The sequence below is a fragment of the Streptomyces sp. AJS327 genome, assembly GCF_013450295.1.
GTDB lineage: Bacteria > Actinomycetota > Actinomycetes > Streptomycetales > Streptomycetaceae > Streptomyces.
This window is the reverse complement of the sequence record NZ_SKBR01000001.1, coordinates 862,070-888,817: the sequence shown is the minus strand read 5'-3', so window position 1 is coordinate 888,817 and position 26,748 is coordinate 862,070. Positions and strand designations below refer to the sequence as shown.

Here is a 26,748-nt window from a genome sequence, read left to right as displayed (position 1 = left end):
TACCCAGCCGAGTGGTCGAGCGAGCGGGCGGCTGACCGGCCCATCAGCACCGGCAGAAGGCGGAGTTGAGCGCGGATCTGGCACAGGCCAGCCGGGGGGCTCGCGGCTCTGTGACATGCCGGGGAGGGGCGGGGCGGGGAAGCGCCGCGCGGTTCTGGGAAGTGCCGTGTGGTGCGGGGCCGTGCCGTGGAGTTCCGGGGGGCGGGGATCCGCGTGCGGCCGGAACGTCGCCACGGGGGGCTCGGCCCACCCGCCGCCGGTGACCGCCGGTCAGGCGGGGTGGTCCGCGTCAGTGGAGCGCAGGAGGGGCAGCCACATCTCGTCCACTATCTCGACGACCGAGGCGTCCGGTACCGCGTGCGCCGTCATCAGCATGTCGTGGCGGAGCAGGTCGAGCGGCATGTTCACCACACGGGCGGAGCGGGGGGCGTCCGGCAGTTCACCCCGCGCGACGGCTCGCGCGACGATCTGCTCGAAGGCCGTGGCCTGGCCCGGTGCGCGCAGGGCGTCGCGCAGTTCGCTGAAGCTGGTGCCGGAGTCCCGGAAGTGGTCCATCAGCTGCACGCTGATCAGCGTGGTCATGTGGGCGCGGAGGGCGTTGGCGGCGCGCAGGAAGCCGACCGCGTCCTCCCGGAGGGTGCCGGTGTCCGGCACCGGGATTGGCTGCCACTTCTCGGCGAGGGTGGCCAGCAGCAGGTCGTCCCGGTGTGGCCAGCGGCGGTAGAGCACGGGGCGGCTGGTCCTGGCGCGGGTGGCGACCGCCTCGTAGGTGAAGCCGGGGTAGCCGCGTTCGACCAGCACGTTCCACGCGGCGTCGAGGATCGCGCCTTCCAGCTCGGGGCCGCGCCGTCGGGAGGGAGCGCCCACGCGGGGGGTGCCGGTGTGGGGCTGGCCACGCGGGGCGTCACCGCCCACCGGTGCGTCCGTCGTCTCGGGCTCGTCCGCGTTCCGTTCGGGCTCTGGATTCACTTGTGTATCTTAACGCGGCGCTCTACGGTGTCGGCGTTAGATACACACGTGCACCTTAAGGAGCGGCCGTGATGTTCGACGTCCTCGTCGTCGGCGGTGGACCCGCCGGGCTCTTCCTCGCCTGCGAGTTGCGGCTGGCGGGAATTCGGCCCCTGGTGCTGGAACGCCTGCCGGAGCCGGATCCGTCGGACAAGGCGCACGGCCTCGCCGGACAGGTCGTGCGGCTGCTGGACCACCGGGGGCTCTTCGAGCGCTGCGGAGGCCGGGGAGTTCCGGAGCCCGCCCCCGGGCTGTTCTTCGGCGGACTGCCGCTGCCCCTGGGAGCGCTGGGGGCGGCGAATCCGATGTATCTCCTGCCGGTCCAACAGCGGGACCTCGAACGGGTGTTGGGCGAGCGCGCCGCGGAACTCGGCGCGGAGGTCCGGCGCGGCTGGGAGGCGCTCTCCCTGCACCAGGGGGAGGACCGGGTGAGCGTCACGGCGCGCGGGCCGGACGGCGGCGAGCAGACCCTCACCGCCCGGTACCTCGTTGGCTGCGACGGCGCGCGGAGCCTCGTGCGGAAGGCGGCGGGGATCTCCTTCCCCGGCGGCAGCGATGACGGCGTCGTGGACCGGACGGCGCTGATCGGGCCGAGCGAGCACCTCCACCTCCGGCCGGGCGGGCGGGTCGAGGTCGAGGATCTCGGTGAGATCCCGGCGATGTTCCACCGGACCGAGCGGGGCGTCTTCACCCTGCTCGCGCACGACCCGGAGCGGCCGCTGGTCAACACCGCCGAGTGGGAGGGCGATCCGGCGGACGGGGGCCCGGCGCGGGACGCCCCTATGACGCTGGCCGAGATGGAGGAGAGCGTCGAACGGGTCCTGGGGGCGCGTCTTCCCCTGACACCGCCGCCCGAGGGCGCGCCCACATTGCTGCGCCGTCTGCGTGGGCGGAACTTCCGGCTGGCGGACCGCTACCGCGCGGGCCCGATCCTGATCGCGGGGGACGCGGCGCACGTGAGTCACGGGCCGACGCTCAACACCGCCCTGCACGACGTGGCCAACCTCGCGTGGAAGCTCGCGGCCACGCTCCAGGGCTGGGCCCCGGAGGGCCTGCTCGACAGCTACCACCGCGAACGGCACGCGAGCGGGGAGCGCGTCCTCCTGCACACCCGCGCCGGTTCGGCGCTGACCAGCCCCGGCGAGGACATCACCGCGGTCCGGGGGCTCGTCGGGGAGCTGCTGGCCAGCCCGGACGGTACGCGGCTGATCGCCGACCTGATGGCGGGCGCCGACGTCCGGTACGACATGGGTGAGGAGGAACCGGCCGCGCCCACCGGCTGGTTCGTGCCGCCGCTCGATCTGAGGGCAGGCGGAAGGTCACTGCGTCTCGCGGAACTCCTGCGTGACGCCCGGCCGTTGCTGCTCGACCTCACCGGTGGGCCGGACCTCGCCGCCGTCGCGGAGCCCTGGACCGGATCGGCGGCGCGGGTGCGCTACGTCCCCGCGACCGCCGAGGAGGCCCCGGCACCCGCGCTGCTGATCCGGCCGGACGGATGTGTCGCCTGGGCGGGCGCGGACCCCGGCGACCTGAAGGCCGCCCTCATACGCTGGTTCGGCGTCCACTGACGCCACGGCGGCGCCCGGCCACGGGGCGCTCCCCGGCGCCAACGCTCCGCCACCGGACGGGAGTTCGCCCGGCGGCAGGGATCCGAGCGGAGCTGGCGTTCACATGCGGAACCGTGGGAGCGGCCCGGCTGACGGGCGCGGGTCCGCCCCGGACACCGCGTCCCGGGACCCAGCCGGGCTCGGGCTCGACGTCCGGACCGTCCCCGCTCCGCGGCCCGGGCACCCGTCGCGGGTGCGGCGGACACCTCGGGCCGGGGCGGCGGTGCGTGGGGTCAGACGTGCACCGAGGGCCCGCTGTCGTTGCTGCCGCGCTTGGTGAGGAGGGCGACGCACGCGGCCGCCAGGGCGATGCCGCCCGCGCAGACGAAGGCCAGGCTCATGCCGGAGATGAACGAACCGTGCACCACCCCGGTCATCTTCTGGGCGATGGCCTGCGGGATCTCCTTGGACCACTCCGGGGCGACGCCGAGTTCGGCCAGCCCCTTGAGCTGCTCCTCACGCTGCGGGGGCAGGGGGTCGAGACCGGCGTCCGACCACCGCTCGTCGAACTCGCGGTTGACCCGTCCGGCCATCACCGCGCCCAGCACGGCGGTGCCGAGACTGCCGCCGACCTGCATCGCGGCCTGCTGGAGACCGCCGGCGACACCTGCGTGCCGCAGGGGGGCGTTGCCGACGATGACCTCGGTCGCGCCGACCATCACGGGGGCGAGACCGAGCCCGAGGACCGCGAACCAGAACGAGGTGACGGCGGCGCCGCTGTCCTTGTCGAGCGTGGAGAGCCCGAACAGCGCGACACCGGCGATGAGCATGGCGCTGACGAGCGGAACGCGCGGCCCGATCCGGGTGATGACGGTACCGGCCAGCGGTGAGGCGACGATCATCATCGCGGTCAGGGGAAGCAGCCGGAGGCCACTGTCCACGGGGCTCAGCCCGTTGACGTTCTGGAGGAAGAAGGTGACGAAGAAGATCCCGCCGATGAAGCCGAAGGCCATCAGCACCATGAGCACGGTCCCGGCGGCGAGCGGGATGGAGCGGAACATGCTCAGCGGCAACAGCGGTTCCGCGGCCCGCCGTTCCCAGAGGACGAAGAACACGAAGGCGAGGATGGAGCCGCCGAGGAACAGCAGCGTCCGCTGGTCGCCCCACTGCCACTCCGGTGCCTTGATGATCGCCCAGATCAGGCAGAACATCGCGGTGGAGAGCAGCAGGATGCCGGGGATGTCGAAGGACCGGGGGGCCTCCGCCGGGAGGTGGTCGCGGAGGATGGCGAGCCCCATCCCCAGTGCGAGCGCCCCGACAGGGACGTTGATGAAAAAGACCGATTCCCAGTTGTAGTGCTCGACCAGGAACCCGCCGACGATCGGCCCGGCGGCGGTGGAGGCGCCGATGACGGCGCCCCAGATGCCGAGCGCGGAGTTCAGCTTCTCGGCGGGGAAGGTCGCCCGGAGCAGACCGAGGGCGGCGGGCATCAGCAGGGCGCCGCACAGTCCCTGGAGCACCCGGAAGGCGATGACGAGCGCGATGTCGTCGACGAAGCCGATCGCGGCGGAGGAGAGGGCGAAGCCGACGACGCCGCTGAGGAACGTCTGCCGGTGCCCGAAGCGGTCACCGAGCTTGCCCGCGGTGATCAGCGAGACGGCGAGGGCGATGAGGTAACCGTTGGTTATCCACTGCACGTCGGCGAGCGAGGCGTTGAGGTCCTCGCGGATGGCGGGGTTGGCGATGGCGACGATGGTGCCGTCGAGAGCGACCATCGCGACCCCGAAGGCCACGGTGACGAGGGTCAGCCACGGGTGACCGCGCAGCCCCCCGCGGGGGCCGGGTATCTCCGCGTCGGGTGGTGGGTCGGATGGATCCGGCGCACTCTTCGCGGCGGGGGTGGTGTCGGAACTCATGGAGCGGGAGCTTATTGGCAGCCACTGACAGTTGACAAAAAATTTCCTTCGCGGGTAAACGACAGAACCACACCCGCCGTGGGCCCTCACCCGAGCCAAGGAGTAACCACCAGTGACCGGACTGCGTGAACGGAAGAAGCAGCGCACGCACGGCGCCCTGATCCGGGCGGCCATCGAGCTCTTCGTCACGCAGGGGTACGACACCACGACCATCGACGAGATCTCCGAGGCGGTGGACGTCTCCCAGCGCACCTTCTTCCGGTACTTCGGCAGCAAGGAGGAGGTCGCCCTCGCGCCCCAGTCCGCCGTCGACCGCGCCTACCTCGACGCGGTGATCGCCCGGCCCCCGGAGGAGTTCCCAGCCCAGGCGCTGCGGAACGCGCTGGACGCGACCTGGCCGGAGATGGGCGAGACGGTCGGGGAGATCGTCTCACTCAACCTCTACATGCGGATGTGGCAGGTCATCGAGACCACCCCGGCGCTGCTCGCGGCCCAGCTACGCGCCTCCTTCACCACCGAGGAGCGCCTGGCCGCCGCGCTCGCCCGCCGGGAGGGCGTGGACCTCGACGAGGATCTGCGGCCCCGCGCGCTGGCCGCCGCCTTCTCCGGGGTGCTGCGTGCCGCCGGACGCCACTGGGGGAGCGGCAGCGACAGCTCGCTGGCCGCGGCCCACGGACTCACCGCCCGGTACGTGGACCAGTTGTTCCCCGCGCTCCAGGGGTCCTGGTCGGAGCGTGGAGCGGCTCGGCTCCCGGGCCCGCACGCGGGCTGAACGCCCCTCCCCCGCGAGCGACGGCGGGTGCGCCGAAGAGTGCGCCGGGAGGGTGCGGCAGCCTCCGAACGGACGCCGGATCGGGGGTGGTTCGCGGACCGTCACCCCGGGTGACAACCGGCGGCCGCGCCCCGCTGACCAGCCGGAACAGTCCTCCGGCGGCACCGACACGCGACGTGAGATGGCTCACGGCGCCCCGGCCGGTGCCTCGGTCCGTCCGGACCATCTCCTAGGGTGGCGCCCCAGTGACGAACTCTCCCGACCTTTCGGCCTTCGGCGGCCCGCTGTCCGGGGCGGCTCCCACCGCCGTCGCGGAGCCGGGCAGCATGGCCTGGCGCGCGCTGCTGGTGCTGGCTGTCGTCTTCGCGCTGCTGCTCACCACCGGCTGGACCACGGTGCGGCAGGGCGACGCACCGCCCGGACCGTACGCCGCCGCGGAGCGGGAATGGCACGCGGACGCCCGGGACCAGCAGGTCCGCGACCGTCTCGCGGGTCGTGCGCTCCCCGCCACGGACGCCGGGCCGCGGGAGGTCGCCCGGTTCTTCGACACGCTCGGCGTGGGCCAACGGCAGTGGCTCGCCGAACGGCACCCGCTCATCGTCGGCAACCTCGACGGGGCGCCCACCAGCCTGCGGTACCGCGCCAACCGCACCGCGCTGAGTCAGGCCCGGGACGTGGAGCGGCGACGGATGGCCGACCACCGGCTGACGGACGAGGGGCGTGAGGCGGCGAACCGTCGGGCGCACCGCTTCAGTTCCCTGCTGGAGCCGGGTCGGCAGATCATCGCCTTCGACCCGACCGGGCGCGGCAGGGCGGCCGAGGTCTTCGGCGACCTGGACCGAGCCCGGCGCGTCTCGGTGATCGTGCCCGGGGTCGATACCGACGTCCTGACCTTCCAGAAGTCCGCGCGGGCCTACTCGGCGCCGGTCGGCATGGCGCGCGCGCTGCACGCCGCGCAGCGGTCGAGCGCCCCGGACCTGCCCACGGCCACCATCGCCTGGGCCGACTACACCGCGCCGTCCGGACTCGGGGTGGAAGCGGCCTCGGGTGAGCTGGCGGAGGAGGGCGCCGAACGGCTCGACGACTTCGTCACGGGGCTCCCGGGCCGCGACACGAGCCCCGTCGCGCTCTTCTGCCACAGCTACGGCTCCACGGTCTGCGGTGAGGCGGCGGCCGGACTGCCGAGCCGGGTCTCGGACATCGTGGTGTCGGGGAGCCCGGGGATGCGCGCCGACAACGTCGACGGGCTGCGGACCGAGGCACGGGTCTGGTCGACGCGGGACGGCGACGACTGGATCGCCGACGTGCCGCACCTGAACGTCGGCGGGCTGGGGCACGGCGCCGACCCGGTCTCGCCCGGTTTCGGCGCCCGGCGGCTCTCGGCGGAGGGTGCCGTCGGACACACGGGGTACTTCGTTCCGGGGACGCGCAGTCTCGCGAACTTTACGGCGATCGCGGTCGGCACCCCCGCTGCCGTGGAGTGTGTGCGCGCTGAGCGGGGCTGCGGCGGGGGCGACGATGTACGCGCGTAGTGCTGTACAGGGGGACGGACGGCCCAGCGCCGCATACGATGACCCACATGGGTGACGTACTGGTCGGGATTCACTCCACCTGGGAGTTCGACACGGACTCCATGCTCATCCGCTTCGAGCGGGGGATCCGCACGCCGAAGCTCTTTCACGTCCTCGGCGAACGTCGCATCCCCTATGAGGCGCTGAGCGCGGTCGAGTTGGCGCCGGGTGGCAAGCGCGGCACGGTCGTGCTGCGCGCGGTACCCCGCAGAGGGGCCGACCCGTTGGTGGAGGCCGCCGACGGGCAGCTGAAAGAGGCCAGTGACCCCTACCGGCTGGTGCTCCCCGCCGAGCGGGAGACCCTGGCGGACTACTACGCGACGGAACTGCGCGCGGTGCTCGGCCCGGACGCGGCCAAGGAGGCCGACTGGCACATGGTCTCGGCGCCCGCCGCCCCGCTGAGCTTCAAGGCGTACGACGGCAAGGCCGCCTTCGACGGGCACACGGTCAGCTTCCGCTGGTTCTGGACGGGCGCCTCCTCCGCCAAGTGGAAGGCGGGCGACCAGTCGTTCTCGGTCCGGGAGCTGGAGGGCGTGGAGTGGCGCTCGCCCGACGTGCTCAACGGCCACCTCCGCCTGCGGCTGCGCGGCACCGAACCGCCTGGCGAGGCTGACCAGGACCCCGCGTCGGTGATCTTCGGCCTGGGGTACGGGCTGGTCTACGAGTCGCTGCCCTTCGCCGCCTCGGTGCTGGAGGCCGTCCGCTCGGTGGGGCCGACGGCCGCGCCCGAGACGGAGCACCGCCCCACGGCGCCGGTGCGCCAGGTCCGCTCGGACCCGGCGGACATCGCGGAACGCATCCGGCACCTCGGCGAACTGCACGAGGCCGGTCTGATCACGGACGAGGAGTTCTCCGCGAAGAAGGCCGAACTCCTCGCCGAGCTCTGAACCCCGGCGGCGGGCCGCCCCGCCCCGGCCGTCGTACCGGGAACTACGGTACGACTCAGCTACCGCGGTAGCCCCTCGCGACCGCCGGTACCCGGCGGGGTGACTTGCCGGAGCGCGACGACCCCGTACCGGGGTAGCCCTCCCCCTACCTCCGTATGACGCGCCGGGTGACCCCAAGCTCTACGCTGACCAGCGATGTCGAACATACCGCCGGATCCCCCGCGCGCGTCCCCCGCGCCGCCGGATCCCGGGGCGCTGGAGGCCGGACGGCGACAGCTGCGGGCGCTGGTCACCGCTCTCCTCACCCCGGCCCCCTCCGCCCAGCCCCTGCTCGCGGACGCGCGGAGCCGGTGGGTCCGGCGGCTGCCCTACGCGGTCGCGCTGAGCTTGACGATCATCCTGATCCCGACCACCGCCCAGGTCCTCTCCCACGACTACGGCCTGTCGGGGGCGCTCGCCGGGGGGCTCGCGGTCGCGCAGAGCGCGCCGCTGCTGCTGGCCGTGGTGCGGCCGCTGCCCGCCTGGTGGATCATCGTCTGCGCTGACACCGCCGGTGCGCTGGTGCTTCTGACGGTGCCGCTGCCTCCGGGGCGGGACTGGCCCTGGCCCCCGATGGCCATCGTGGGGTACGTGGCGCTCTGCCTGGCGCTGGCGTTGCGGGAGAGCCGTCGCACGCTGGTCTCCGTCTGGCTGGTGACGGCGGTCGTCTCGCTCGGCCTCGGCTTCCTCGCCCCGGAGCGCAGCGACGGCGCGAACGTGCTGCTCGTCATCGTCAGCGGGATCGTGCTGCTGCTGGGCGCGGTGGTGCGCGAACGCGCGGACGCCCAGCAGCGGCTCGCCGAGCAGGAGACGATCAGCGAGGCCGAGCGGTCCCGGCGCACCCTGCTGGAGGAGCGAGCCCGGATCGCCCGCGAGCTGCACGACGTGGTCGCCCACCACATGTCCGTCATCACGGTGCAAGCGGACAGCGCCCCCTACCGGCTGCCGGAGCTGCCCGAGGCGGCGCGGGAGGAGTTCGGCAGCATCGCCACCACGGCACGGGCCTCGCTCTCCGAGATGCGCCGCCTGCTCGGGGTGCTGCGCAGCGCGGAGACCGGCGGGGACCTGGCCCCGCAGCCCGGACTCGACCGGCTCGGCGGCCTGGTGGAGGCGACGGTCCGCGCCGGTGTGCCCACCGAGCTGTCCGTCGACGTGCCCGAGGGGCGGGAGCTGCCCCGGGCGGTGACGCTCTCCGCCTACCGGGTCGTGCAGGAGGCGCTGGCCAACGTCGTCCGGCACGCGCCGGGGGCGCGTACCCGGGTGACCGTGGACGGACAGGGGCCCCTGCTGCGGGTCCTGGTGGTGAACGGCCCACCGAGCGGGCCCGCCGGGGCTCCGGTGGAGACCTCGGGGACCGGGCACGGCCTGGTCGGCATGCGGGAGCGGGTACGGCTGGTCGGCGGCGAGCTGGAGATCGAATCCCTGCCGGGCGGCGGCTTCCGGGTCGCGGCGCGACTGCCGGTCGCCGAGCCGGACGCGGAACGGGGGCCGGACGTTCCGAGGGGCGTCGCCGACCCGGCTCCCGGACCAGACGTGCCGAAGGACCCGTCCGGCACGGCCGAGCACCCCGCGCGGCAGGGCCGGTTCCGGCGCGGAAAGGGCCGCGCCGCCCGGTCGGGGGAGGCCCGGCCACGGCACGGCACCGGCGGCGCCACGCCACCGACCACAGCAGACGACACGGAGCACGACGGAGGGCCCGGCAGCGGATGAACGGCGAGCAGACGGCGGCGACCCGGGTAGTGATCGTCGACGACCAGGCCATGGTGCGTGCGGGATTCGCCGCGCTGCTGGCCGCGCAGAGCGATATCGACGTCGTGGGCGAGGCCCCGGACGGCCAGCGGGCGCTGGCGGTCTGCCGCGCCGAACACCCGGACGTCGTGCTGATGGACGTGCGGATGCCCGAGATGGACGGGCTGGAGGCGACCCGTCGGCTACTCGACCCCTCCACGGGTGACGTACGGCGGCCGCGGGTGCTGATGCTCACCACCTTCGACGTGGACGACTACGTCTACGAGGCGCTGCGCGCCGGGGCGAGCGGGTTCCTGCTGAAGGACGCCCCACCCGCCGACCTGATCGCCGCGGTCCGGGTTGTCGCCGAGGGCGACGCGCTGCTGGCCCCCTCGGTGACCCGGCGGCTGATCGCGGACTTCGCGCGACAGCGGCCAGCGGCCCGGCGGTCCCGGGCGGTACGGCTGAACGGGCTGACGGAGCGGGAGACGGAGGTGCTGGGACTCATCGCGCGGGGCCAGTCGAACGCCGAGATCGCGGAGGCGCTGTTCCTCGCAGAACAGACGGTCAAGACGCACGTCAGCCGGATCCTCGCCAAGGTGGGGCTGCGGGACCGGGCCCAGGCGGTGGTCTTCGCCTACGAGTCGGGGCTGATCGCGCCCGGCGACGGCTAGGGCCTCGGGGCACGGCACCACGGGTGCGGCCTCGCGTCCGCTCCACGCCGCCCCCTCCCGGTACGTCCCCCGTACTCCCCCTACCCCGGTGGGGCCCGGCGATGAGCACCACGGGGTGACGCGGCGCCCCTCTCCCCCGGCGGACGCTCCGTCCGCCGCCCCGGCGACCGGGGTGGCGGAAGGGAGTGCCCACCGTGCCGCGCCGTCTCCTCCGCGCCCTGTTCGCCGCCGTACTCTGCCTGGCCACCGTGTCGACCACGGTGGGCTGGATCTCCGGGGAACGCCAGGAACCGGTCACCGGCCCGCCGCCCGGCACCGCCGCCTGGCGGGCCGACGGCTCCCTCGGACGTTCCCTGCCCGACCCCGCCACGGTCGCGCCCCGAGGGGTCGCGGACTTCTTCGACGGGCTCTCCTTCACCGAGCGGCGACGGCTGGCCCACCGGCACCCCGAGGTCGTCGGCAACCTGGACGGCGCCCCCATCGCCCTGCGCTACACGGCCAACCGGCTGGCCCTGCGGGCGGCTTCGGAAGCGGCCGGGCGCCGCGCCGACGACCCGTCGGCCAGCGGCGCGGACCGGAAGCTGGCCCGGGAGCGGGTCGAACGGTACCGCTCGCTGCTCGCCCCCGGCCGCCGCTTCCTGGCCTTCGACCCCCGCGGGCGCGGCCAGATCGCCGAGGTGTACGGGGACCTGCTCCGGGCCCGGCACACCGCCGTGACGGTCCCGGGCACCGACATCGACCTGGCCTCCTTCGACCGCGACGGCGCCAACCGGTACGGCACACCGGCCGGGATGGCGCGCGCCCTGCGGACCCGCATGGCCCAGGAGGCGCCGGGCACCCGCACCGCCGTCATCGCCTGGACCGGCTATACCACGCCGAAGGGAATCGGGGTGGACGCGGCCACCGGGCGGCTGGCCGCGGCGGGCGCGCCCCGGCTGGCCGAGCTGCTGCGCGGGCTGGCCGCACGGGACGTACCCGCGCCAGCCGTGTTCTGCCACAGCTACGGCTCGGTGGTCTGCGGGCGGGCCGCGCGGGACCTGGGTCCGGGTGAGCTGTCCGATCTGGTGCTGTTCGGCTCGCCCGGCACGGGGGCGGACGCGGTGTCGGGGCTCGGCGACCGGATCCGGGTGTGGGCGGCGCGCGGCGCGGGCGACTGGATCGCGGCCGTCCCGCACACGCGGCTGCTCGGTCTGGGCCACGGGCCCGACCCGGCCGCGGAGAGCTTCGGGGCGCGGGTCGTCACGACCTCCGGGTCGCGGGGGCACGCCGGGTACTTCACGCCCGGCACGGAGTCACTGGCCAACTTCGCCCGGATCACCCTCGGTTCCTTCGACGCCGTACGGTGCACGGACGCCTCACGGTGGTGTGGGCCGGGACGGTGACCACCCCGCCCCGTCACACCCCCGACCGCCGCGGGCCGTTCCGAACGGCTCCGGCCGGACGCGGCCCCGCACCGCGCCCGGCGGTCCGGGCCGGAATCCGCACGCCCTTCCGCGCGCCGTCACTCCCGTCCGGCGGAGGTGAACGACATGTCCGCGTGGCGGGTACCGGCCACCTTCCCGGCGATCGGCTCCAGCGACGCCAGCTCCGCCTCGGACAGCTCGATTCCGACGGCGGCGGTGTTCTCCTCGACCCGGGCCCGGCGGCGGGTGCCCGGAATGGGGACCACGTTCAGGTTCCACCGCCGCGCCCGCTGGTGCACCCAGGCCAACGCGATCTGCCCCGGCGTCGCGTCGTGCGCCCGCGCCACCGCGCGCACGTCCTCCAGAAGCGCCGCGTTCCGCTCGGCGTTGCTCCCGGAGAAGCGCGGCAGCCCACCGCGGAAGTCCTCGGCGGTCAGCTCCCGGGAGGCGTCGGTGAACGAGCCCGTGAGGAAGCCCCGTCCGAGGGGCGAGTAGGCGACGAAGGCCACGCCGAGGTCGGCGGCGGCGCCCACCACGTGCCGCTCCACGTCCCGGCTGAAGAGCGACCACTCCGACTGGAGTGCCGCGATGGGGTGCACCGCGTGCGCCGCGCGCAGCTCGTCGGCTGTGACCTCGCTCAGGCCGAGGTGTCGCACCTTGCCCTCCTGGACCAGCTCGGCCATGTCGCCGACCGTCTCCTCGATGGGCCGCCGCACGTCCCGGCGGTGCAGGTAGTACACGTCGAGCGCGTCGACGCCGAGCCGCCGCAGGCTGTCCTCCACGCAACGCCGCATATGGGACCGGTCGTTGCGGATCAGCCGCTCCCCCGTCTCCCGGTCGACGACCAGCGAGAACTTGCTCGCCAGCACCACCCGGTCCCGGTGCGCCCGGACGAACGGCGCGATGAACCGCTCGTTGTCCCCCGGTTCACGTCCGTAGACGTCCGCGGTGTCGAAGTGAGTGACGCCCAGTTCGACGGCGCGCTCCAGGGTGGCGCGGGCCTCCTCGGCGTCGGTCGGGCCGTAGGCGAAGGAGATGCCCATACAGCCGAAGCCCTGCGCGCTCACCTCCGGGCCGTCGGTGCCCAGCCGTACCGTCGGTATCCTGCCGATGCTCATCAGCTCACCCCTCCGGGTGCCTCCGCGTAGTGGTCGATCTTCCTGTCGAGTACCGCGAGGGTGTCGCTCAGCTCCGCGATCCTGCGCAGTACGTCCTCTCGGGTGGCGCGCAGCAGCCGCTCCCGCTCGGGGTAGGTGTGCTCTCCCGCGCGCACCAGTTCCGCGTAGCGCACCATGTCGGCCACGGGCATTCCGGTCAGCCGCAGTCGTGAGACGAGGGTGAGCCAGTTCAGGTCCCGGTTGGTGAACCGGCGCTGGCCCGTGTGCGACCGATCCACGTGCGGCATCAGCCCGATCCGCTCGTACCAGCGCAGGGTGTGCGCGCTCAGTCCGCTCAGCTCCGCGGCCTCGCCGATGGTGTAGTGGTCCTCGCCGTCCGGCCGGGGGTGCGGCAGGGGCGGTCCGCAGGCCCCGTTCGCGCGGCGCCGCGCGGTCTCCGGCCCCGCGGCGACCGTGGGGGCGGCCGCCAACTCCGGACCCGGCTGCCTCAGTTCGGTTGTGGTCGCGCTCATGAGAGGAACGCTACGGACTTCGAGCGCGCTCCAGGCAAGTGCGATGGCGGCCGATTTTCCGACCGGCGTTAGGGTCGGGGCCATGGAGAGCCTGCGGATGATCGATGACTGGCCGGTACCGACCGTGGCGGCGGCCGTGGTCCGGGCGGACGGCGGCGTCGCCGGGAGCCGCGGCCCCTCCGGCCACCGCTTCGAACTCGCCTCGGTCACCAAGCCGCTGGCCGCCTACGCGGTGCTGGTCGCGGTCGAGGAGGGCGCCGTCGAGCTGGACGAACCGGCGGGCCCGGAGGGATCGACCGTCCGGCACCTACTGGCCCACACCTCCGGGCTGGCCTTCGACGAGCCGCGGACCATGGCCACCCCCGGAACCCGCCGCATCTACTCCAACGCGGGCTTCGAGGTGCTCGGCGAGCACCTCGAAGCGGCGACCGGCATCCCCTTCGCCGACTACCTGCGCGAGGCGGTCTTCGACCCCCTGGGCATGACCTCCACCGAACTGGCCGGCTCACCCGCGAAGGACGCCGTCGGCAGCCTCGACGACCTGGTGCGCTTCGCGGCGGAGGTACAGGCACCGAAACTGCTGGACCCGAGCACCGTCCGGCTGGCGTCCTCGGTCGCCTACCCCGGGCTCAACGGCGTGCTCCCGGGCTACGGCCAGCAGAAGCCCAACGACTGGGGCCTCGGCTTCGAGATCCGGAACGGCAAGGCCCCCCACTGGACAGGGGTCTCCTCCTCACCGCGCGCCTTCGGCCACTTCGGGCAGCAGGGCACCTTCCTGTGGATCGACCCCGACGCCGCCGCGGCCTGCGTGGTACTGGGCGACCGCGCGTTCGGGCCGTGGGCGACGGAGGTCTGGCCGCCGTTCACCGACGCCGTCCTGGCGGAGCTGGCGGGCTGAGCGCCGCCCGCGTGCGCCCGGGTGGCCGCGGGGCGTCCCCGGCGGGCGCGACCGGGGTGGCCCCGGGCGCGCTAGCCGTACTCCGGCTCCGCGTGCATCTCCCAGACCAGCAGCTCCGCCGGGCCGAGCGCGGCCACCTCCAACCCCCGGGCACCGGTCACCCGGGCCGCGTCACCCGGCCCCAGGGTCTCGCCGCCCAGGGCCGCGCGGCCCCGCACCTGATGGACGTAGACCCAGGCGGCGTCCGGCACGGCGGCGCGCTCGCCGTCCCGCAACCGCCGCACGTGCAGAACGGCCTCCGAGCGGGGCAGGGCGAAGGGGGTACTGTCCGCGATACCGCGCACCACCTCGTAGTCCGGGTCCGCGCCGAACTCCCCGGGGAACAGCCACATCTGGACGAACCGCAGGGGCTCGGGCCCGGCGTTCCACTCGCGGTGCCGCACACCCGATCCGGCGCCCAGCCGCTGCACGTCGCCCGGCCGCACCACGGTGGCCTGGCCGGTCGAGTCCCGGTGCTCCAGCTCCCCCTCCACCACCCACGTCACGATCTCGATGTCCCGGTGCGGGTGGAAGTCGAACCCCGAACCCGGCTCCAGCCGCTCCTCGTTGCAGGCCACGAGCGGCCCGAAGCGCACGTTGTCCGGATCGTAGAACCCGGAGAAGGAGAAGGCGTGCCGGGAGTCGATCCCGGCCTCCGGATCACCACCGCGGTACCGGTCGTCACTCCGCCACAGATGAAGCATCCATCCACCGTAGACCGGGCAAGCGCCCCCCGGGCCGCGCCCGCCACCCGATAAGGCAGGCTTGTCCCGTGCCCGAAGCCCAAGAACCCTCACCCCCTTCCCAGGGCCACCCGCACGCGGCGACCCTGCGGCGCCTGGAGCAGTCCTCGGGGAAGCTCTCCGCCGCGGCCATCGCGCGCATGGACGAGCAGTTGCCCTGGTACCGCGCGATGGTGCCGGAGAACCGCTCCTGGATCGGCCTGGTGGCCCAGGCCGGTATCGCCGCCTTCACCGAGTGGTTCCGGCACCCGGAGACCCCGCAGGCCATCAGCACCGACGTGTTCGGCACCGCGCCCCGCGAGCTGACCCGGGCCATCACCCTGCGGCAGACCGTGGAGATGGTGCGCACCACGATCGAGGTGGTCGAGGCGGCGATCGACGAGGTCGCCGCCCCCGGCGACGAGGCGGTGCTGCGCGAGGCGCTGCTCGTCTACGCGCGGGAGATCGCCTTCGCCACCGCCCAGGTCTACGCGCAGGCCGCCGAGGCGCGCGGCGCCTGGGACGCGCGGCTGGAGTCGCTCGTGGTCAACGCGGTGCTGTCCGGCGAGGCGGACGAGGGCGCGGTGTCGCGAGCCGCCGCGCTCGGCTGGAACTCCCCCGACCACGTCGCCGTGGTGCTGGGCACCGCGCCGGACGGGGACAGCGAACTGACCGTCGAGGCCATCCGGCGCGCCTCCCGGCACGCCAAACTCCAGGTGCTGACGGGGGTGCTGGGCAGCCGGCTGGTCGTGATCGCGGGCGGCTCCGACGATCCGCTGCGCATGGCGAAGTCGCTGATCGGCCCGTTCGCGGCGGGTCCGGTGGTGGCTGGTCCGTTGGTGGGCGACCTGCTCTCCGGGACCCGTTCCGCGCAGGCCGCCGCCGCCGGGCTCAAGGCGTGCGCCGCCTGGCCGGACGCGCCCCGTCCGGTACTCGCCGACGACCTGCTGCCGGAGCGCGCGATGGCCGGGGACCCGGTGGCCCGGAACCTGTTGGTGGAGGAGATCTACAGACCCCTGGAAGAGGCCGGATCCGCGCTGCTGGAGACCCTGAGCGTCTACCTGGAACAGGCCAGTAGTCTGGAGGGCGCCGCACGCATGCTGTTCGTGCACCCCAACACCGTCCGCTACCGGCTGCGACGTGTGACGGACGTCACCGGCTGGTCGCCGTCGGACGTCCGCTCCGCCTTCACTCTGCGTATCGCGCTGATCCTGGGCCGTCTCACGGACTACGGCGGATACCCCTAGGCTCACATCCGTCGATTGTCAGAGGTGGACAAAACCCCTGACGGTTCTTCGTCTCGGTCCCCACCGGCGGGGACCTCACTCCACAGGAGAGGCTGAGAGAGTGCTCGTACTCGTCGCTCCCGGCCAAGGCGCTCAGAAGCCTGGCCTACTGACCCCCTGGCTCGACCTCCCCGGCGTCGCCGACCGCCTCGCGGCGTGGTCGGACGCCATCGACCTCGATCTGACGCACTACGGCACCGAGGCCGACGCGGAGCAGATCCTGGACACGGAGGTCGCGCAGCCCCTGCTCGTCGCGACGGCGCTGATCTCGGCGCACGAGCTGCTCGGTGACCGCAAGCCCGCCGAGGTCCACACCGCCACCGCCGGCCACAGCGTCGGCGAGCTGGCGGCGGCGGTCCTCGCCGGAGTGCTCGACCCGGAGACGGCGGTCCGTCTGGTGCGGACCCGCGGCACCGCCATGGCGCGGGCGGCCGCCGTCACGGACACCGGCATGTCGGCCGTCCTCGGCGGCGACCCGGCGGAGGTGGCGGCGCACCTGGAGCGACTGGGGCTGACCCCGGCGAACATGAACGGCGCGGGTCAGGTCGTCGCGGCCGGAACCACCGAGGCGCTGGCCGCGCTCGCCGAGGACCGGCCGGAGAAGAGCCGGGTCCGGCCGCTGAAGGTGGCCGGGGCCTTCCACACCCGGCACATGGCCCCCGCGGTCGAGGCCATGCGGTCCGAGGTCGCCGACGTCGTACCCGGTGACCCCACGGTGCCCTATGTCTCGAACCTGGACGGCCAGGTCGTGACCTCCGGCGCGGACGTGGTCGACCGGCTGGTCGGCCAGATCTCGTCGCCGGTCCGCTGGGACCTGTGCGTGGAGACCTTCCAGGAGCTGGGGGTCACCGCGCTGCTCGAACTCTGCCCCGGTGGCACCCTCACCGGTCTCGCCAAGCGTGCTCTGCCCGGAGTGCGGACCCTCGCGCTCAAGTCCCCCGACGACCTCGACGCCGCCCGCGAGCTCGTCGCCGAGTACGTGACCGCCTGACCCGAGAGGCCATCAGCATGACCGCGAAGATCAAGCCCCCGAAGGGCTCCCCGTACTCGCGCATCCTCGGCGTCGGCGGATACCGGCCCACCCGGGTCGTGCCGAACGAGGAGATCCTGCGGCACATCGACTCCTCGGACGAGTGGATCCGCTCCCGCTCCGGGATCACCTCCCGGCACTGGGCAGGCCCCGAGGAGACAGTGGCCGAGATGACGCTCACCGCGGCGGGCAAGGCGCTGGCCTCCGCCGGGATCGCGGCCGACCAGATCGGCGCCGTCATCATCTCGACCGTCTCGCACTTCAAGCAGACGCCCTCCATCGCCACCGAGATCGCCCACCGGCTCGGCGCCGGGAAGGCCGCTGCCTTCGACATCTCGGCGGCCTGCGCCGGGTTCGGCTACGGGCTGACCATCGCCAAGGGACTGATCAGCGAGGGGAGCGCCGAACACGTTCTGGTGGTCGGCGTCGAGCGGCTCTCGGACCTCACCGACCTCACCGACCGCACCACCGCCTTCCTCTTCGGGGACGGCGCGGGCGCGGTGATCGTCGGCCCGGCCGAGGAGCCCGGCATAGGGCCGAGCGTCTGGGGCTCGGAGGGCGACAAGGCGGACGTCATCTCGCAGACCATCCCCTGGGAGGACTTCCGCGTCGGCGACGTACGCGAACTCCCCGTCGACGACGGCGGGGAACTGCGGTTCCCGGCGATCCGGCAGGAGGGCCAGACGGTCTTCCGCTGGGCCGTCTTCGAGATGGCGAAGGTCGCCCAGCAGGCGCTGGACGCGGCCGGGATCGCCCCCGGCGAACTGGACGTGTTCATCCCACACCAGGCGAACATGCGCATCATCGACTCCCTGGTGAAAACCCTCGGGCTACCGGAGCAGGTCGCCGTGGCCCGGGACGTGGAGACCACGGGCAACACCTCCGCCGCCTCCATCCCCCTCGCCATGGAGCGGATGCTGGCGACCGGGGAGGCGAAGAGCGGTGACACCGCGCTTGTCATCGGCTTCGGGGCGGGTCTCGTCTACGCAGCGACGGTCGTTACCCTCCCCTAGTCAAGATCCGAGCGGCCTGGCACGCCGATGTGCCGGCCGCTGACCACCACCGCGAAACACCGAAGGAGCGTCGCAATGGCCGACACACAGGAAGCGATCGTCGCCGGTCTCGCCGAGATCGTGAACGAGATCGCCGGTATCCCCACCGAGGACGTCCAGCTGGACAAGTCCTTCACGGACGACCTGGACGTCGACTCGCTGTCCATGGTCGAGGTGGTCGTCGCAGCCGAGGAGCGCTTCAACGTGAAGATCCCGGACGACGACGTCAAGAACCTCAAGACGGTCGGGGACGCCACCGAGTACATCCTCAAGCACCAGAGCTGACACAGCCGTTGACGCGTGTGTCGCCACCCGGACTCCGGGTGGCTCCAACAGATCACCCTCTACCAGTGGAGACAGAATTCCTGTGAACGCGACCGATCGCACTGTGGTCGTCACCGGTATCGGCGCAACCACACCGCTGGGTGGCGACATCGCTTCGACCTGGGAAGGTCTCGTCGCCGGGCGCTCCGCTGCCCGGGTCCTCGACGAGGAGTGGGCTGAGGAGATGCCCGTTCGGATCGGCGCGCGCGTAGCGGTCGAGCCGACCGAGATCATCCCGCGCCCGCAGGCTCGCAAGCTGGACCGCTCGGCCCAGTTCGCACTGCTGGCAGCGCGGGAGGCGTGGGCCGACGCGGGGTACACCGGTCCGGCGGGCTCCGACTCCGCCGTGGACCCGGACCGGCTCGGGGCCGTCGTCGCCTCCGGTATCGGCGGCGTCAGCACCCTGCTCGGTCAGTACGACATCCTCCGAGAGAAGGGCGTTCGGCGGGTCTCCCCGCACACCGTCCCGATGCTGATGCCGAACGGCCCCTCCGCCAACGTCGGCCTTGAGGTCAACGCGCGCGCGGGCGTGCACACTCCGGTCAGCGCCTGTGCCTCCGGTTCGGAGGCCGTGGGCTACGGCGTGGAGATGATCCGCACCGGCCGGGCGGACGTCGTGATCGCCGGTGGCACCGAGGCCGCCATCCACCCGCTGCCGATCGCCGCCTTCGGCAACATGATGGCGATGTCGAAGAACAACGACGACCCGCAGGGCGCCTCCCGCCCCTACGACGTGGACCGGGACGGCTTCGTCCTCGGCGAGGGCGCCGGGATGATCGTGCTGGAGTCCGCGGAGCACGCCGCGGCACGCGGGGCGCGGATCTACGCCGAGGCCGTCGGGCAGGGCCTCTCGGCCGACAGCCACGACATCGTGCAGCCCGAGCCGTCCGGCAACGGCATCGCGCACGCCCTCCAGAACCTCGTCGCCAGCACCGACATCGACCCCGCCGAGCTGGTGCACATCAACGCGCACGCCACGTCGACCCCGCTGGGCGACATCGCGGAGATCAAGGCGCTGCGCAAGGTCTTCGGTGACCACGTCGACCACATGCGGATCTCCGCGACCAAGTCGATGACGGGACACCTGCTGGGCGGCGCGGGCGGCGTCGAGTCGGTCGCCGCCATCCTGGCGCTGCACCACCGCGTCGCCCCGCCGACGATCAACATCGACACGCTCGACCCGGAGGCGGACGCCGACATCGTCCAAGGTGAGGCGCGGCCGCTGCCCGAGGGCCGCATCGCCTCGCTCAACAACTCGTTCGGGTTCGGCGGTCACAACGTGGTGCTGGCCTTCCGCACCCCCTGACCCACCGAGCGACCGCCCGACCGAACGGCCTTCGCCGCGTCGGCCGGGCGGTCGGCTCAGGGACAGGAGACGACCTGGCCCGCCCAGGAGAGTCCCCCACCGAAGGAGAACAGCAACACCGGAGCCCCGGCCGGGATCTCACGCCGTTCCACCAGCTTCGCCAGCGCGATCGGCACCGAGGCGGCCGAGGTGTTACCGGAGTCGACCACGTCCCGCGCGATCACCGCCTTCGGCGCGTCCAGCTGCCGCAACACCGCCTCGACCAGGCGCAGATTGGCCTGATGGGTGACGATGCCCCGCAGTTCGGCGACGTCGACCCCGGCCCGCTCGCAGGTCTCGCGGAGCAGCGGCGGCAGCGTGGTGGTCGCCCAGCGGTAGACCGCCTGCCCCTCCTGCGCGAACCGTGGCCGCCACTCGTCCCGCAGTCGGACGACACCGCCCAGCGCCGGGTCCGAGCCCCACAGCACCGGACCGATGCCCGGTTCCCCGCCAGCGCTCACCACGGCCGCCCCGGCACCGTCGCCGAGCAGTACACAGGTGGAACGGTCCGTCCAGTCCGTCACATCCGACATCTTCTCCGCCCCGATGACCAGGGCGTGCCGGGCGGCACCGGCCCGTACCGAGTGCTCGGCGGCGGCGAGCGCCGTGGTGAACCCGGCACAGCCGTTGTTGAGGTCATAGGCGACCGGGGTGGGAATGCCCAGGCGCCCCGCCACCGTCGCCGCGGTGGACGGACAGCGGTCCCGGGCGGAGCAGGTCGCGACCGTGACCAGGCCGATCTCGGCGGGGTCCAGCCCGGACTCCCCCAGCGCCTTGCCCGCCGCGGCAGCGGCCAGATCAGCCACGGACTCGTCCTCGGCGACATGGCGGGTGACGATGCCGGTCCGCTGCCGGATCCACTCATCGCTGGTGTCCACCAGCTGGGCCAGGTCGTCGTTGGTCAGCACCCGTTCAGGCTGGTGATAGCCGAGGGCCGCGATACGTGTTCCATACGTCCCATGTGTCATGCCCTCAGCCTGCTCCCGTCAGGCGTTTCGGGCAGCGCGCGCGGACGCCAAATCTCGGGGCCGGTTCCTGTGCACACCCTCGCGGTGTGACCGAGCGGCGGCCGCCGAGGAGCGGACGGCTTCTCCGGCTTCGGTGACCGAGGGCCAGGAGAGCGAGACCAGGAACGAGACCGGCTCGGGAAGCCCCCGTCCGAGCGATGTTCCGGAGTTGACGTGGGCTCAGACCACCTGGTGGAGCCAGCGAACCGGGGCACCCTCACCCGCGTACCGGAAGGGCTCCAGCTCGTCGTCCCAGGGCTTGCCGAGCAGCTTGGAGATCTCCGCCTCCAACTCGCTCTCGCCACTCGCCGACCGCAGGACGGCAGCGCGCAGACGGTCCTCGGGGATCAGGATGTCGCCGTGCATCCCCGCGACGGCGTGGAAGATCCCGAGGTCCGGGGTGGAGCTGTAGCGCTCGCCCTCCGCAGCGGGGCACGGCTCGGCGGTGACCTCGAAGCGCAGCAGATGCCATCCCCGCAGGGCGGAGGCGAGCTTCGACGCGGTGCCCGGCTCCCCCTGCCAGGAGAGTTCCGCGCGCCAGGTTCCGGGAGCCGCTGGCTGTCTGATCCAGTCGAGGCTGACGCGGGCGCCCAGAACCCCCGCTACCGCCCATTCGATGTGCGGGCACAGCGCGCGGGGCGCGGAGTGCACGTACAGAACTCCACGTGTCGTCACCGGGACCTCCACTGCGGTTCAAGGGCCTGCCGGCTACCTCGGCTGCCTACCGATCAGGCGTGGGCGCCTGGTTCTGCGCTCCTCGGGGCCATCCCGCGGCGCCCGAGGCCACGAATAGTAAACACCATGACAGTCAATTCTCCCCGAAAGGGACATGAGGTGACGCCATGTAATATCCACGTGACAGTGCGACCCGCACTGGTCCGCCTCTCACCCTGCGAAAGTTATCGTGCGACAAGGCCTTGTGCCGAGCACATCGTCATAGGGGAAGCCGAACGGGGGGACGGAGATGTCGGAGTCGCACAGGGATTCGCCAGGGCACGGAGGGTCTCCCGAGCCGTCTTCGCGACGTCCCCGGCGGCGCCTCCTCGCCGTCATGATCGCCGCGTTCACCACGGTGATCGCGGCTGGCGCCTCGCTTGCCGCCGTGAGCGGTGGACTCGGCTCCGCACAGGACCCGGGCAACGGCATCGGGTCCGCGAAGGCCAACAAAGCCCCCCGTCCGACCGGGCCACCACCCCGACTCTGGGACCGCAACCCCGACTCGATCGCCGCCGTGGGGGACTCCATCACCCGCGGCTTCCACGCCTGCGCGCTGCTGTCCGACTGCCCCGACGCCTCCTGGGTGACCGGCGCCAACGGGGAGGTGCGCAGCCTGGCCAGCCGGCTGGACATTCCGAAGAAGCGCACCTGGAACTTCGCGAACACCGGCTCGCGCGTCTCCGAGCTGTCCCAGCAGATGCGGAAGGCCGCGAAACAGAAGCCGGATCTCATCACCGTGCTCGCCGGGGCGAACGACGCCTGCACCGACAGGACCGCGCAGATGACCTCCACCGCGGACTTCCGAAACGACGTTCGCACCGCCTTCCGGGAACTGCGCCGCGTCGACCGGAAGGCACACGTCTACGTCGCGAGCGTGCCGAACCTCAAGCGGCTCTGGGCGGAAGGACGGAAGAGCAACTTCGGGATCGGCAAGGAGGTGTGGCGGCTCGGTATCTGCCAGTCGATGCTCAAGGACCCGAACTCCCAGGACAAGGCCGCCAAGGATCGCCGCACCCAGGTGCACGACCGGGTGGTGGCCTACAACCGCGTGCTGCGCGCGGAGTGCCGGAAGGACCGGCGCTGCCGCTACGACGGTGGGTCCGTACACGGCTACCGCTTCTCCGGCTCCCAGCTCAGCAAGTGGGACACCTTCCACCCGAACAAGAAGGGTCAGCGGGAACTGGCCGCGCTCGCCCACCGGAAGATCACCGCGAGGGGGGAAGCCGGCCGCTGACGGAGCGTCCCGCTCCGGCCGGGCACGGCGATGCCCGGAGGCTCCCTGCGCCAGCGGGCGGCGCGAGCGCGGGAGGGGATCGCCCGGTCCCGCGCCCGAGCGCTCCTCCCTCCCTCGATGCCACCCCGGGATTTCCGGCCGATCTCGGACAGGACGCGGCTGCCCGCACACCGGGCGCACGAAAGCGGAGCCACGGCTTCGTGAACCGCCACACACCAGCCCCACGCTCCACCACTCCCGAACGGCACCAGCCACCTGACCGGCTGGGTATCGCCGGTTCGGCCCCAGCCCCACTCGACTCCGGGCCCGGCGCACGGACGGACCCGGCGGACCTTCCCGCGAGGGCGCCCCACGACCGCTCCTCCGGCCCGGCAAGGAGGCGTGACAGGGCACTTCGGCGCCGCTCCACGACCAGTCACCCCATCGGGAGTCCACCCCAGAACGGGGCGGCCCGATCCCCTCGTCGGAGTGGCCATTTCCCCACGGACCCCCCTCAGCACCACTCGCCGCACGTGCCACGGCGGCGGCAGAATCCTCCCTGGCACGGAGTCGTGGCCGTACTGCCCGCCACCGGAACGGCGGGAACGGAGGGGTGGGATGACGGGCGCACCACATGCGACGCGCGAGACCAGCGCCCGAGCTGTCGTTGTCGACGGACCGCGACAGTATCGGCTGGTGCGCGGAGTGCCCGCGCTCCCCGGACCACATCAGGTCAGGGTCGCCGTGTACGCGGCGGGCGTCAGCGCGACCGAGCGGGCGCTGTACGAGGGGACGCCGCACGTCGCCGACGCGCGCTACCCCGTGACCCCGGGACGAGAGTGGTCGGGGACGGTCGACGCGGTGGGCGAGGACACAGACCCGTCGCTGCTGGGCCGGAAGGTCGTCGCGGAGGGGATCCGCTCCTGCCTGAGCTGTGCACGCTGCCGGGAGGGAGCCACGCCGCTCTGCCTCGGCGGAGCCGAGATCACCGGAGTCACCCTTCCGGGCGCCTTCGCGGACGCGCTCACCCTGCCCGCCCGGCTGCTGCATCTCCTGCGTGACGAGGCCGACCTGACCGCGGCGGCGCTCCTCCAACCGGGCGCCGTCGCGGCAGCCGCCGTCCTCGCGGGCGAACCGCGCCCTGGTGAGCGGGTGGCGGTGCTCGGCGCCGGAACACTGGGGCTGCTCACCGTGCAGTTGCTCGCCGCCGTCTCGCCCGTCGAACTGCTCGTCGTCGACCCGCTGCGGTACCGCGCGGAGCGGGCGCTGCGCCTGGGCGCGTCCGGCATCCACACCCCGGACGACCTCGGGTCCCTGCGGGGCCGCTGCGACCTGGTGGTGGAGACGGCCGGAGCGAACGAGAGCGCACTCGACGCGTGTCAGCTGGCTCGACGCGGCGGCCGTACCGTGCTCACCGGGAGCTTCGACGAGACGGCGCGGGGCATCGACCCTGGCCACCTGATCACGAATCAGCTGACGGTCCGCACGGTGTGCGGGGCGCCACCAGCCGCCTGGTCGTACGCGGTACGTGCCTTCACGGCGGGCCAGCTGGACCCTGCTCGGCTGATCAGCCACGCGCTGCCGCTCAGCGAGTTCCCCCGGGCCGTCGCGCTCTCCCAGAGCGGCGGCCCCGAGGTCGGGAAGGTTCTGCTGTGCCCCGGCACTGACTGAGCCGCCCACTCCACCGCCCGTCGGTACCCGGCGGGCGGCACCCAGCGACGACGCCGTCCGCGAACCGGGCGGCCACCACGGTCGGACCACGAAGGCGGCACAGCCCCGAAGCCGGTGGGCGGCAGCCGCCCGCCACGACAAGGCACGCGACCTGGCCCGCCGCGCGGCGTGCGCCCTACCGGTGTGGCGGACCGCCCACCGCGACGGTGCGGGCACCGCCGACCGGGCGGGAGCGGCGGTAGGGCGGGGCTCAGCTGACATCCAGGGTCACCTCGATGTTTCCGCGGGTGGCCCGTGAGTAGGGGCAGACCTGGTGGGCCCGCTCCATCAACTGTCGCGCGGTGGCCCGGTCCACCTTCGGGATGGACGCCGACAGCGTCACGGTGAGTCCGAAACCTCCGTCGGAGGTCTTCCCGATCCCCACCCGGGCCGTGACCGTGGAGGTGGAGATGTCGACGTGCTCCTGACGGGCGACGGCGCTGAGGGCTCCCTGGAAGCAGGCGCTGTATCCCGCCGCGAACAACTGCTCCGGGTTGGTGCCCGCCCCGCTGCCACCCATCTCACGAGGCGGGTTGACCACCACGTCAAGTCTTCCGTCGTCACTGCACACCCGGCCGTCGCGGCCGTTCTCCGCGGTGGCGACGGCGGTGTAGCTGACCTCGACGGGCTGAACTGCCATGGGATTCCTCCTGGTTGGCGGTGGCGCGAGCGGGGTGCCGCGCCGGTCCCTCACCGGAGCGGGGTTCCCCCGGCCGGTGTGGCGACTCACGAGAGGACGGAAAGCGCACCTGAGCGGCGGACCCGGGTGGGCGGGTGGGCGGGTGGGCGGCGATCCACTGGTCGGACCGGCCGGACCGGCAGCGGAGGGCCCCAGACGCGACGGCGCGGAGGCGCGGGCGGACCGGGCCGGACAGGCGGTTTTTCAGCTCAGGGGTTCCGGCACCTCACTCCGCGAGGCTGACGATCATCTTGCCGTCGTTCCCACCGGAGAACAGCTGGAGGAAGGCGTCCACGGTGTTCTCGATGCCGTGCTCGATCGTCTCGCGGTAGATCAGCTGACCGGAGCGGATCCAGGCCGACGTCTCCTCGACGAACTGGGGGCGGGAGGCGAGGTGGTCCGTAACGACCAATCCCTCAAGGCGCAGTCGCTTCCCCACGATCTGCCTCAGGTTCCGGGGCGCCGCCGGGGGTTCCGTGGCGTTGTACTGGCTGATCATGCCGCAGATAACGGCCCGTCCGAAGACGTTCATCGAGTCGATCGCGGCCTCCAGATGCTCTCCTCCGACGTTGTCGAAGTAGACGTCGATCCCCTCCGGAGCCAGCGCGCGCAGCTGCTCGGCCACCGGGGCCGAGCGGTAGTTGAACGCGGCGTCGAATCCGTACTCCTCGGTCAGCACACGGACCTTGGCGTCCGAACCGGCGCTCCCGATCACCCGGGAGGCGCCCTTGATCCGGGCGATCTGGCCGACCTGACTGCCGACGGCACCCGCGGCGCCGGAGACGAACACCGCGTCCCCCTCCCGGAGGGAGGCGATCTCCAGCAGTCCGGCGTAGGCGGTCAGGCCGGTGAGACCGAGCGCGCCGAGATAGAAGCTGAGAGGCGCGGCCTTGGCGGAGACCGGGACCGCGTGCTCGGCACCCAGCGTCGCGAACTCCCGCCAGCCCAGCATGTGCTGGACGTGGTCACCGGGTGCGAAGCCCTCGGCTCGGGAGGCGAGCACCACGCCGACCGCCCCGCCCTGCAAGGGTTCCTCCAGCGGGAAGGGCGGCAGGTAGGACGCGACGTCGTCCATCCGGCCGCGCATGTAGGGGTCCACCGAGAGATGGAGGTTGCGCACCAGGATCTCCCCCGCACCCGGTTCGACCACCGGGATCTCCCGCAGGGCGAAGTCCGCCGGTTCCGGCAGACCGCTCGGCCGGGAGACCAGGTGCCAGGCACGGCCGAAGCGGGGCCACGCCTCCGTGGACCCGGGAGCGGAGGCGGAGGGAGAAGTAGAGAGCGAAGAGGGAGAGGAGGAGGGGACGGCAGAGAGGCTCATGAGTCGGGCTCCCATTCGTTTCAGGCAGTGAAAGAATCATGCTCGGCTATGTTTCATGATGTCAAGCATCGAGGTAAGCTGACCACATGTCGGCTTCCAGTCCCCCACAGAACAGCCAGGATTCGCCCACCACACCAGCCGGTCCGTCGGCCGCCGAGGCGCCCGCGGGGGCGTCCGGCGCCTCCCCCGGGGATCCGGTCACGCTGGAGGTGGTCGAGCTGATCGGCACC

The 26,748-nt window shown here is 72.8% G+C and carries 24 protein-coding genes; 15 read left to right on the top strand and 9 right to left on the bottom strand.

The window, feature by feature from the left end; genetic code table 11:
* Positions 1–270: 270 nt before the first annotated feature.
* Complete coding sequence (locus tag E0L36_RS03510; RefSeq protein ID WP_308416618.1) at positions 271–969, bottom strand: TetR/AcrR family transcriptional regulator; 699 nt, start codon at positions 967–969, stop codon at positions 271–273.
* A 71-nt stretch (positions 970–1,040) separates the two neighbouring features.
* Between E0L36_RS03510 and E0L36_RS03505 the strand changes: the two genes are divergently transcribed.
* Positions 1,041–2,576 (top strand): FAD-dependent monooxygenase, encoded by a 1,536-nt coding sequence (locus tag E0L36_RS03505; RefSeq protein WP_180928568.1) that lies wholly within the window; start codon positions 1,041–1,043, stop codon positions 2,574–2,576.
* A 272-nt stretch (positions 2,577–2,848) separates the two neighbouring features.
* On the opposite strand, the gene E0L36_RS03500 is transcribed toward E0L36_RS03505, so the two are convergent.
* Entirely contained in the window at positions 2,849–4,471 is a 1,623-nt protein-coding gene (locus E0L36_RS03500) for an MFS transporter (RefSeq protein ID WP_180927365.1), read from the bottom strand.
* Between the two features lie 112 nt (positions 4,472–4,583).
* Here E0L36_RS03500 and E0L36_RS03495 point away from each other — a divergent pair, with 112 nt between their 5' ends.
* The 6 genes from E0L36_RS03495 to E0L36_RS03470 all read left to right on the top strand — a co-directional run bounded on the left by E0L36_RS03495 (position 4,584) and on the right by E0L36_RS03470 (position 11,524).
* Positions 4,584–5,243, top strand: a complete 660-nt coding sequence (locus E0L36_RS03495; RefSeq protein WP_180927364.1) for a TetR family transcriptional regulator — start codon at positions 4,584–4,586, stop codon at positions 5,241–5,243.
* A gap of 326 nt (positions 5,244–5,569) precedes the next feature.
* On the top strand, positions 5,570–6,775 hold the full coding sequence (locus E0L36_RS03490; RefSeq protein WP_180928567.1) for an alpha/beta hydrolase: 1,206 nt from the start codon (positions 5,570–5,572) through the stop codon (positions 6,773–6,775).
* A 47-nt stretch (positions 6,776–6,822) separates the two neighbouring features.
* A complete protein-coding gene (locus E0L36_RS03485; RefSeq protein WP_180927363.1) occupies positions 6,823–7,701 on the top strand; it encodes a DUF4429 domain-containing protein in 879 nt (292 codons plus the stop codon).
* Positions 7,702–7,896: 195 nt separating this feature from the next.
* Positions 7,897–9,450: a sensor histidine kinase gene (locus E0L36_RS03480; protein ID WP_180927362.1), complete on the top strand. Its 1,554-nt coding sequence runs from the start codon at positions 7,897–7,899 to the stop codon at positions 9,448–9,450.
* Positions 9,447–10,142, top strand: coding sequence for a response regulator transcription factor (locus E0L36_RS03475; protein ID WP_180927361.1), 696 nt, complete (start codon positions 9,447–9,449; stop codon positions 10,140–10,142). Before E0L36_RS03480 ends, E0L36_RS03475 begins: the two co-directional genes overlap by 4 nt.
* Positions 10,143–10,336: 194 nt before the next feature.
* A complete protein-coding gene (locus E0L36_RS03470; RefSeq protein ID WP_180927360.1) occupies positions 10,337–11,524 on the top strand; it encodes an alpha/beta hydrolase in 1,188 nt (395 codons plus the stop codon).
* A 119-nt stretch (positions 11,525–11,643) separates the two neighbouring features.
* Here the strand turns inward: E0L36_RS03470 and E0L36_RS03465 are convergent, their stop codons facing one another.
* Together E0L36_RS03465 and E0L36_RS03460 are read right to left on the bottom strand one after the other, a co-directional pair.
* Positions 11,644–12,663, bottom strand: a complete 1,020-nt coding sequence (locus tag E0L36_RS03465; RefSeq protein ID WP_180927359.1) for an aldo/keto reductase — start codon at positions 12,661–12,663, stop codon at positions 11,644–11,646.
* Positions 12,663–13,175, bottom strand: coding sequence for a MerR family transcriptional regulator (locus E0L36_RS03460; RefSeq protein ID WP_180927358.1), 513 nt, complete (start codon positions 13,173–13,175; stop codon positions 12,663–12,665). The genes E0L36_RS03465 and E0L36_RS03460 overlap by 1 nt, the downstream gene beginning before the upstream one ends.
* Before the next feature lie 82 nt (positions 13,176–13,257).
* Between E0L36_RS03460 and E0L36_RS03455 the strand changes: the two genes are divergently transcribed.
* Positions 13,258–14,073, top strand: a complete 816-nt coding sequence (locus E0L36_RS03455) for a serine hydrolase (protein ID WP_180927357.1) — start codon at positions 13,258–13,260, stop codon at positions 14,071–14,073.
* Between the two features lie 71 nt (positions 14,074–14,144).
* On the opposite strand, the gene E0L36_RS03450 is transcribed toward E0L36_RS03455, so the two are convergent.
* Positions 14,145–14,816, bottom strand: coding sequence for a pirin family protein (locus E0L36_RS03450; protein WP_180927356.1), 672 nt, complete (start codon positions 14,814–14,816; stop codon positions 14,145–14,147).
* A 50-nt stretch (positions 14,817–14,866) separates the two neighbouring features.
* On the opposite strand from E0L36_RS03450, the gene E0L36_RS03445 reads away from it, so the two are divergent.
* The 5 genes from E0L36_RS03445 (at position 14,867) to E0L36_RS03425 (ending at position 19,832) form a co-directional block, all read left to right on the top strand.
* Positions 14,867–16,081, top strand: a complete 1,215-nt coding sequence (locus E0L36_RS03445) for a CdaR family transcriptional regulator (protein ID WP_180928566.1) — start codon at positions 14,867–14,869, stop codon at positions 16,079–16,081.
* A gap of 100 nt (positions 16,082–16,181) precedes the next feature.
* Complete coding sequence (locus E0L36_RS03440; RefSeq protein ID WP_180927355.1) at positions 16,182–17,111, top strand: ACP S-malonyltransferase; 930 nt, start codon at positions 16,182–16,184, stop codon at positions 17,109–17,111.
* Positions 17,112–17,128: 17 nt separating this feature from the next.
* The gene (locus E0L36_RS03435) at positions 17,129–18,163 is read left to right on the top strand and encodes a ketoacyl-ACP synthase III (protein WP_180927354.1); all 1,035 of its coding nucleotides are present in this window, start codon (positions 17,129–17,131) and stop codon (positions 18,161–18,163) included.
* Positions 18,164–18,238: 75 nt separating this feature from the next.
* Positions 18,239–18,487 carry an acyl carrier protein gene (locus E0L36_RS03430; RefSeq protein ID WP_180927353.1) on the top strand — a complete coding sequence of 83 codons (249 nt, stop codon included), beginning with the start codon at positions 18,239–18,241 and terminating at the stop codon, positions 18,485–18,487.
* Between the two features lie 82 nt (positions 18,488–18,569).
* On the top strand, positions 18,570–19,832 hold the full coding sequence (locus E0L36_RS03425) for a beta-ketoacyl synthase (RefSeq protein WP_180927352.1): 1,263 nt from the start codon (positions 18,570–18,572) through the stop codon (positions 19,830–19,832).
* A 56-nt stretch (positions 19,833–19,888) separates the two neighbouring features.
* Here the strand turns inward: E0L36_RS03425 and E0L36_RS03420 are convergent, their stop codons facing one another.
* Together E0L36_RS03420 and E0L36_RS03415 are read right to left on the bottom strand one after the other, a co-directional pair.
* Positions 19,889–20,839, bottom strand: a complete 951-nt coding sequence (locus tag E0L36_RS03420) for a beta-ketoacyl-ACP synthase III (protein WP_180927351.1) — start codon at positions 20,837–20,839, stop codon at positions 19,889–19,891.
* A gap of 219 nt (positions 20,840–21,058) precedes the next feature.
* The gene (locus E0L36_RS03415; protein ID WP_180927350.1) at positions 21,059–21,553 is read right to left on the bottom strand and encodes a DUF3145 domain-containing protein; all 495 of its coding nucleotides are present in this window, start codon (positions 21,551–21,553) and stop codon (positions 21,059–21,061) included.
* Positions 21,554–21,929: 376 nt separating this feature from the next.
* Between E0L36_RS03415 and E0L36_RS03410 the strand changes: the two genes are divergently transcribed.
* Both E0L36_RS03410 and E0L36_RS03405 read left to right on the top strand, forming a co-directional pair.
* Positions 21,930–22,829, top strand: a complete 900-nt coding sequence (locus E0L36_RS03410) for an SGNH/GDSL hydrolase family protein (RefSeq protein WP_180927349.1) — start codon at positions 21,930–21,932, stop codon at positions 22,827–22,829.
* Positions 22,830–23,426: 597 nt separating this feature from the next.
* Positions 23,427–24,479 (top strand): zinc-binding dehydrogenase, encoded by a 1,053-nt coding sequence (locus E0L36_RS03405; RefSeq protein WP_180927348.1) that lies wholly within the window; start codon positions 23,427–23,429, stop codon positions 24,477–24,479.
* Between the two features lie 250 nt (positions 24,480–24,729).
* Here the strand turns inward: E0L36_RS03405 and E0L36_RS03400 are convergent, their stop codons facing one another.
* Positions 24,730–25,158 carry an organic hydroperoxide resistance protein gene (locus E0L36_RS03400; protein WP_180927347.1) on the bottom strand — a complete coding sequence of 143 codons (429 nt, stop codon included), beginning with the start codon at positions 25,156–25,158 and terminating at the stop codon, positions 24,730–24,732.
* Between the two features lie 265 nt (positions 25,159–25,423).
* Positions 25,424–26,518: an NADP-dependent oxidoreductase gene (locus tag E0L36_RS03395; RefSeq protein ID WP_180927346.1), complete on the bottom strand. Its 1,095-nt coding sequence runs from the start codon at positions 26,516–26,518 to the stop codon at positions 25,424–25,426.
* Positions 26,519–26,748 lie beyond the last annotated feature (230 nt).